Raw genomic sequence first — 6,364 nt, 5'->3', positions numbered from 1 at the left:
TCTCGGGCTTTCCTCCGGGCGCTTCCCTTCGGTCTTGCGTTTCCGACTCTATCAGACCGTTTTCCGATCCGATTTCCTCGGTGCTTTCCAGGTTCCCGCTTTCGCGTTTCCCTTTCCGGCGGTTCCGACTTTATCAGAGATTCTGAGTCGGATTTCCCGCCCTCCGGGGCTGCTCCGAACCACGAAGTGGTCGGGTGCCCTGCCGAGCGGAGTTGTAAACGTACTGGAGCGGGGCGCCCCGATGCAAATCGTGGCGCCCCGCTCCTCGTTCGCGCGGTCGTGGGTCCGACGGACCGTCAGACCTCCACGACCACAGGGAGGATCATCGGCCGACGTCGGTACTTGTCCGACACCCACTTGCCGAGGGTCCTGCGCACCAGCTGCTGGAGCTGGTGGGGTTCGACGACCCCGTCCTGCGCCGAGCGCTCCAGGGCCTCGGTGATCCGGGGCAGGACGTCGGCGAAGGCCGAGTCCTCGATGCCCGAACCGCGCGCCTGGACGTGCGGGCCGCCGGTGATCTTGCCGGTGGAGGAGTCGATGACGACGAAGACCGAGATGATGCCCTCGTCGCCGAGGATCTTGCGGTCCTTGAGGGCCGGCTCACCGACGTCGCCGACGGAGAGTCCGTCGACGTACACGTACCCCGCCTGGACCTTGCCGGAGATCTTCGCCTTGCCCTCGACGAGGTCGACGACGACTCCGTCCTCGGCGATGACGATGCGGTCGTGCGGGACGCCGGTGAGGGCGCCCAGCTCGGCGTTGGCCCGCAGGTGGCGCCATTCGCCGTGGACCGGCATCAGGTTCTTCGGGCGGCAGATGTTGTAGAAGTACAGGAGCTCGCCGGCGGACGCGTGGCCCGAGACGTGCACCTTGGCGTTGCCCTTGTGGACGACGTTGGCGCCCCAGCGGGTCAGGCCGTTGATCACGCGGTAGACCGCGTTCTCGTTGCCCGGGATGAGGGATGACGCCAGGATCACCGTGTCGCCCTCGACGATGCGGATCTGGTGGTCCCGGTTGGCCATGCGGGACAGGGCCGCCATCGGTTCGCCCTGGGAGCCCGTGCAGACCAGCACCACTTCGCTGTCCGGCAGGTCGTCGAGGGTCTTGACGTCCACGACCAGGCCCGGCGGAACCTTCAGGTAGCCGAGGTCTCTCGCGATGCCCATGTTGCGGACCATGGAGCGGCCGACGAACGCGACCCGGCGGCCGTACTCGTACGCGGCGTCCAGGATCTGCTGGATGCGGTGGACGTGGCTGGCGAAGCTCGCCACGATGATGCGCTTGCGCGCTCCGGCGAAGACCTGGCGCAGGACGTTGGAGATGTCGCGCTCGGGCGGGACGAAGCCCGGGACCTCGGCGTTCGTCGAGTCGGCGAGGAGGAGGTCGATGCCCTCCTCGCTCAGACGCGCGAAGGCGTGCAGGTCCGTGAGGCGGTTGTCCAGCGGGAGCTGGTCCATCTTGAAGTCGCCGGTGTGGACGACCATGCCCGCGGGGGTGCGGATGGCGACGGCCAGCGCGTCCGGGATCGAGTGGTTCACCGCGACGAACTCGCAGTCGAACGGACCGACGCGCTCGCGGTTCCCCTCCACCACCTCGAGGGTGTAGGGGCGGATGCGGTGCTCCTGGAGCTTGGCCTCGATCAGGGCGAGGGTCAGCTTGGAGCCGATCAGCGGGATGTCCGGCTTCTCGCGGAGGAGGAAGGGGACGCCGCCGATGTGGTCCTCGTGGCCGTGGGTGAGGACGATGCCCTCGATGTCGTCGAGGCGGTCCCGGATGGACGTGAAGTCCGGCAGGATCAGGTCGATTCCGGGCTGCTCCTCCTCGGGGAAGAGCACTCCGCAGTCGACGATCAGCAGGCGGCCGCCGTACTCGAAGACCGTCATGTTGCGGCCGATCTCGCCGAGGCCTCCCAGTGGGGTGACCCGGAGGCCGCCTGCGGGGAGCGCCGGGGGACGGCCCAGTTCAGGGTGCGGATGACTCAAAAGACTCTCCTCAACCACACGCGCCACGTACCGGTGGGCACGTGGCGCGCGTGACGTTCGTGCAGAAGCAGTTGTCGTGGTGGGGTGCAGGCACCGGTGGCCTGCGTATTCAGTTGTGAAGCCGTTGTGGCACCTGGCGGTGCGGTGGTGCGAAGTCCGTTGTCAGAGCTGTACCCCGCCGGCAACAAGATCGATCTTGAGCTGCTCGGTTTCCTCCGCCGTGAGCTCGACCATGGGCGCGCGCAGGGGGCCCGCGGGCAGCCCCTGGAGGGTCAGGGCGGCCTTGGTGGTCATGACGCCCTGGGTGCGGAACATGCCGGTGAAGACCGGGAGCAGCTTCTGGTGGATCTCCAGCGCCTTCTGCACGTCACCCGCGACGAACGCGTCCACCATGGCGCGCAGCTCGGGGGTGACGACGTGGCCGACGACGGAGACGAAGCCGACCGCGCCGACCGAGAGCAGCGGGAGGTTCAGCATGTCGTCGCCGGAGTACCAGGCGAGACCGGAGCGCGCGATGGCCCAGCTCGCGCGGCCCAGGTCGCCCTTGGCGTCCTTGTTGGCGATGATCCGCGGGTGCTGCGCGAGGCGGACGAGCGTCTCCGTGTTGATCGGGACGCCGCTGCGGCCGGGGATGTCGTAGAGCATGACGGGCAGCTCGGTGGCATCGGCGATGGCCGTGAAGTGGCGGTACAGGCCCTCCTGCGGGGGCTTGTTGTAGTACGGCGTGACGAGCAGCAGGCCGTGGGCGCCGACGCGCTCGGCGGCCCGGGCCAGCTCGATGCTGTGCTGGGTGTTGTTCGTGCCGACTCCGGCGACGACGTGGGCACGGTCGCCGACGGCCTCCAGGACGGCTCGTACGAGGTCCGTTTTCTCCGCGTCGCTGGTGGTGGGGGACTCGCCGGTGGTCCCGTTGATGATCAGGCCGTCGTTGCCTGCGTCCACCAGGTGGGCGGCGAGCCGCTGCGCGCCGTCGAGGTCGAGTGCGCCGTCCGCCGCGAAGGGCGTGACCATGGCGGTGAGGACCCGCCCGAAGGGGGTCTGCGGAGTGGAGGTCGGAGCCATGGGTTACACGCTACTCGTTGCTCAGGGCGGGGTCTGCCCTCGGGGGAGGCGGCAGATCGGCACGAAGGTGGAGCCCGGCACTGCCTGCTCGGGGGTTCAAGCAGTGCCGGGTCCCTTTGATCAGGCTAGATGAACTTCACCAAACGCCGCAATCGGGACACTTCAGGCGGCTGATGCGCACATCTGTGCCCGGTCGGGCGCGGGGAACGCGTTACGGCGCCACGCGACCGTTCGCGTTGAAGGCGGCGTAGGTGAGCGGCATGAGCCGCGCCCACTCCTGCTCCATCTTTTCGCCCACCATCTCGATCTCCCGCTGCGGGAAGGAGGGCACCTTCGCCAGCTCGTGCTGGGTGCGCAGGCCGAGGAAGTGCATCAGCGAGCGCGCGTTGCAGGTGGCGTACATCGAGGAGTACAGACCGACGGGGAGTACCGCGCGGGCCACCTCGCGGGCGATGCCGGCGGCGAGCATCTCCTGGTACGTCCGGTAGGCCTGGAGGTAGGAGTCCTCCATGGACCGGCTGACCAGCTCGTGCTGCTCGGCGGTGCCCTCGACGAAGACGTACTTGCCCGGGCGGCCCTGCTGGACCAGCTTGCGCTCGGCGCCCGGCACGTAGAAGACCGGCTGGAGCTCCCGGTAGCGGCCCGACTCCTCGTTGTAGGACCAGCCGACGCGGTGCCGCATGAACTCGCGGAAGACGAAGATCGGGGCGCTGATGAAGAAGGTCATCGAGTTGTGCTCGAACGGGCTGCCGTGCCGGTCCCGCATCAGGTAGTTGATCAGGCCCTTCGAGCGCTCCGGGTCCTTCTTCAGCTCGTCCAGGGACTGCTCCCCGACGGTCGAGACGCGGGCGGCGAACAGTACGTCGGAGTCGGTGGCGCTGCTCTTGACCAGCTCGACGGTGATGTCGCTGCGGAGGTCGATCTTGAAATCGTCGGCGGGTGTGTCGGTCACGGGTGGAGGGCCTTCCCATCTTGTCGCTTGGCGAGGCCACTCTACGGCCCGCCAAACGGGGCGATCGGTACCGTGCCGCGATGAAGTCGGTGAAACAGGGCACCTGCGAGGGCGTTCGTTCGTCTGTATGAGTAACAGCGATTCGTATGATCCCTGAAGGGAGACGCACCTCCGATGATCCGCCGGCGTGAACCCGTGCCGTTCGCCTTCGTCGCCGAAGCCGACAGGTTCCGCAGCAATGTCACTCCTCCGCCCCGCGAGCGGGCGTCCATCGGCCAGTTGGCCGGGCGCTGGCTGCTGGGGCTCACCGTGGTCGCCGGGATCGCGGGGTCCCTGCTGATCGGGATGCCCGCGTTGTCGGCCGACCAGCCCTCACCACAGCAGCAGCAGTCACAGGCGTCCGACGGGCGCTGAGGCGGCACCCGGCCGGTCCTGACTCCATCCGGGGCCCCGAAGGTGGTGACCGGAGACACAGGTCGGTAGCCTCACCGGGCACAGCACACGCCATGGAACGAGTGAGGACCAGCCGTGCCCCTGCCCTTCCTGACGGCCGACCGCGCCTTCGACGCGGCCGAGGACGTCGCGCTGCCCTACGACGACCGCGACCAGTGGCGTCGACCGTACCGGCCGGGGCCATGGCGGGTGGGGGTGGCGGCGTTGACGCTGCTGCTCGCCTCGTTCGTGCTGTTCGCGGCGGTCATCATCGCGGTGACGGACTCGCCGTCCTCGGCCGCCGTGGTCTTCGGCGTCGCCCTCGTCATGATCGTCTGCGCCCTGCGGCTGCTGCGTATGGGCGTGTGGGTGAGCGCGCGCGGAGTGCGCCAGGTGGGGTTCTTCACCACCCGCACCGTGGCCTGGCAGCAGGTCTCCAGCTTGCGGACGGTGCAGCAGCCGGTCCGGTGGCTGGGCCTGCCGCGCACGGTGCAGGGCCAGGCACTGCTCCTGGTCCGGCAGGGCCGGGCCGGGGATGCCGCGCCCGTGCTGATGACCAGCCACAACGCGGACTTCCTCGCCCGGCCGGAGGCCTTCGACCGGGCCGCCGACACCGTGGAGGCGTGGGCCGACGAGTACCGGCGGGGCTGAGCCGGAGCACGACATGAGGGGCCCGGTCCGCGTGCGCGGACCGGGCCCCTCATGTCGTGTGTCTCAGGCGGCCTCGACCTGTTTGTGGTCGTGCAGGGCGATCGCCCGCTGCATCGCCTTGCGGGCGCGCGGGGTGTCGCGGGCGTCCTGATAGGCGACGGCGAGCCGGAACCAGCTGCGCCAGTCGTCCGGGGCCGCCTCCGTCTCGGCCTTGCGGCGGGCGAAGACCTCGTCGGCCGAGTCACGGTCGATGCGGCCGCTGGGGGTGCGTTTCAGCTCGTCGACGGGCAGTCCGCCCTCGGCGTCGAGTTCGGCGGCGAGCTGGTTGGCACGCCGGACGAACTGGGTGTTCTTCCACAGGAACCACAGGCCGATCGCCGGCAGCACCAGCACCGCCACGCCGAGGGTGACGGTGAGGGGGGTGCCGGCGTCGATGAGCATCACACCGCGGCTGCCGACCAGGGCGAAGTAGAAGACCAGGACGGCGGCCGTGATGACGTAGGAGATCTTCGCGCGCATGCCTCAGCCCAGGTCCAGGAAGTGTTCCAGGCCGAAGGTGAGGCCCGGAGCGGTCACCACTCGCCGGGCGCCGAGCAGGATGCCCGGCATGAAGCTGCTGTGGTGCAGGGAGTCGTGCCGGACGGTGAGGGTCTCGCCCTCGCCGCCGAGCAGGACCTCCTGGTGCGCGAGCAGGCCGCGCAGGCGGACCGCGTGCACCGGGACGCCGTCGACGTTCGCGCCGCGGGCACCGTCCAGGGCGGTGGCAGTGGCGTCGGGCGCCGGAGCGACGCCTGCCTTCTGCCGTGCCTCGGCGATGAGCTGCGCGGTGCGCGTGGCGGTGCCGCTGGGGGCGTCCACCTTGTTCGGGTGGTGCAGCTCCACGACCTCGACGGACTCGAAGTACGGCGCGGCGATCTGCGCGAACTTCATGGTCAGCACGGCCCCGATGGAGAAGTTGGGCGCGATGAGCACGCCCGTCTCCGGGGAGGCGTCGAGCCAGCCCCTCAGCCGCGCGAGGCGCTCGTCGGTCCAGCCCGTGGTGCCGACGACGGCGTGGATGCCGTGGCGTACGCAGAATCCGAGGTTGTCCATGACCGACGCCGGGGTGGTCAGCTCGACCGCGACCTCGGCGCCGCTGTCGGTCAGCGCGTCCAGCGAGTCGCCGCGGCCCAGGGCGGCGACCAGTTCCATGTCCTCGGCGGCCTCGACCGCCCGCACCGCCTCGGAGCCGATACGGCCCCTGGCGCCGAGGACGGCCACGCGCAGCTTGCTCATGTCTGTTGCT

General features: G+C 69.5%; 7 protein-coding genes. 2 read left to right on the top strand and 5 right to left on the bottom strand.

The window, feature by feature from the left end:
• Positions 1–296: 296 nt before the first annotated feature.
• The 3 genes from ACIRG6_RS29975 to thyX form a co-directional block, all read right to left on the bottom strand.
• Complete coding sequence (locus ACIRG6_RS29975) at positions 297–1,982, bottom strand: ribonuclease J (RefSeq protein ID WP_364680224.1); 1,686 nt, start codon at positions 1,980–1,982, stop codon at positions 297–299.
• 162 nt (positions 1,983–2,144) lie between these two features.
• On the bottom strand, positions 2,145–3,044 hold the full coding sequence (gene dapA, locus ACIRG6_RS29970) for a 4-hydroxy-tetrahydrodipicolinate synthase (protein WP_364821073.1): 900 nt from the start codon (positions 3,042–3,044) through the stop codon (positions 2,145–2,147).
• A 211-nt stretch (positions 3,045–3,255) separates the two neighbouring features.
• Positions 3,256–3,996: an FAD-dependent thymidylate synthase gene (gene thyX / locus ACIRG6_RS29965; RefSeq protein ID WP_189233164.1), complete on the bottom strand. Its 741-nt coding sequence runs from the start codon at positions 3,994–3,996 to the stop codon at positions 3,256–3,258.
• Between the two features lie 174 nt (positions 3,997–4,170).
• Between thyX and ACIRG6_RS29960 the strand changes: the two genes are divergently transcribed.
• Both ACIRG6_RS29960 and ACIRG6_RS29955 read left to right on the top strand, forming a co-directional pair.
• On the top strand, positions 4,171–4,410 hold the full coding sequence (locus ACIRG6_RS29960; RefSeq protein ID WP_239763526.1) for a hypothetical protein: 240 nt from the start codon (positions 4,171–4,173) through the stop codon (positions 4,408–4,410).
• A 114-nt stretch (positions 4,411–4,524) separates the two neighbouring features.
• Positions 4,525–5,079 carry a hypothetical protein gene (locus tag ACIRG6_RS29955; RefSeq protein WP_364680230.1) on the top strand — a complete coding sequence of 185 codons (555 nt, stop codon included), beginning with the start codon at positions 4,525–4,527 and terminating at the stop codon, positions 5,077–5,079.
• A gap of 63 nt (positions 5,080–5,142) precedes the next feature.
• Here ACIRG6_RS29955 and ACIRG6_RS29950 read toward each other — a convergent pair whose 3' ends face one another.
• Together ACIRG6_RS29950 and dapB are read right to left on the bottom strand one after the other, a co-directional pair.
• Positions 5,143–5,598, bottom strand: a complete 456-nt coding sequence (locus tag ACIRG6_RS29950; protein WP_239763520.1) for a tetratricopeptide repeat protein — start codon at positions 5,596–5,598, stop codon at positions 5,143–5,145.
• 3 nt (positions 5,599–5,601) lie between these two features.
• Positions 5,602–6,354, bottom strand: coding sequence for a 4-hydroxy-tetrahydrodipicolinate reductase (dapB, locus tag ACIRG6_RS29945; RefSeq protein WP_350719601.1), 753 nt, complete (start codon positions 6,352–6,354; stop codon positions 5,602–5,604).
• Positions 6,355–6,364 lie beyond the last annotated feature (10 nt).

The sequence above is a fragment of the Streptomyces flaveolus genome, from assembly GCF_044765825.1.
In the GTDB taxonomy this organism is placed as follows: domain Bacteria; phylum Actinomycetota; class Actinomycetes; order Streptomycetales; family Streptomycetaceae; genus Streptomyces; species Streptomyces flaveolus.
This window is presented reverse-complemented; position numbering and strand designations above follow the sequence as displayed.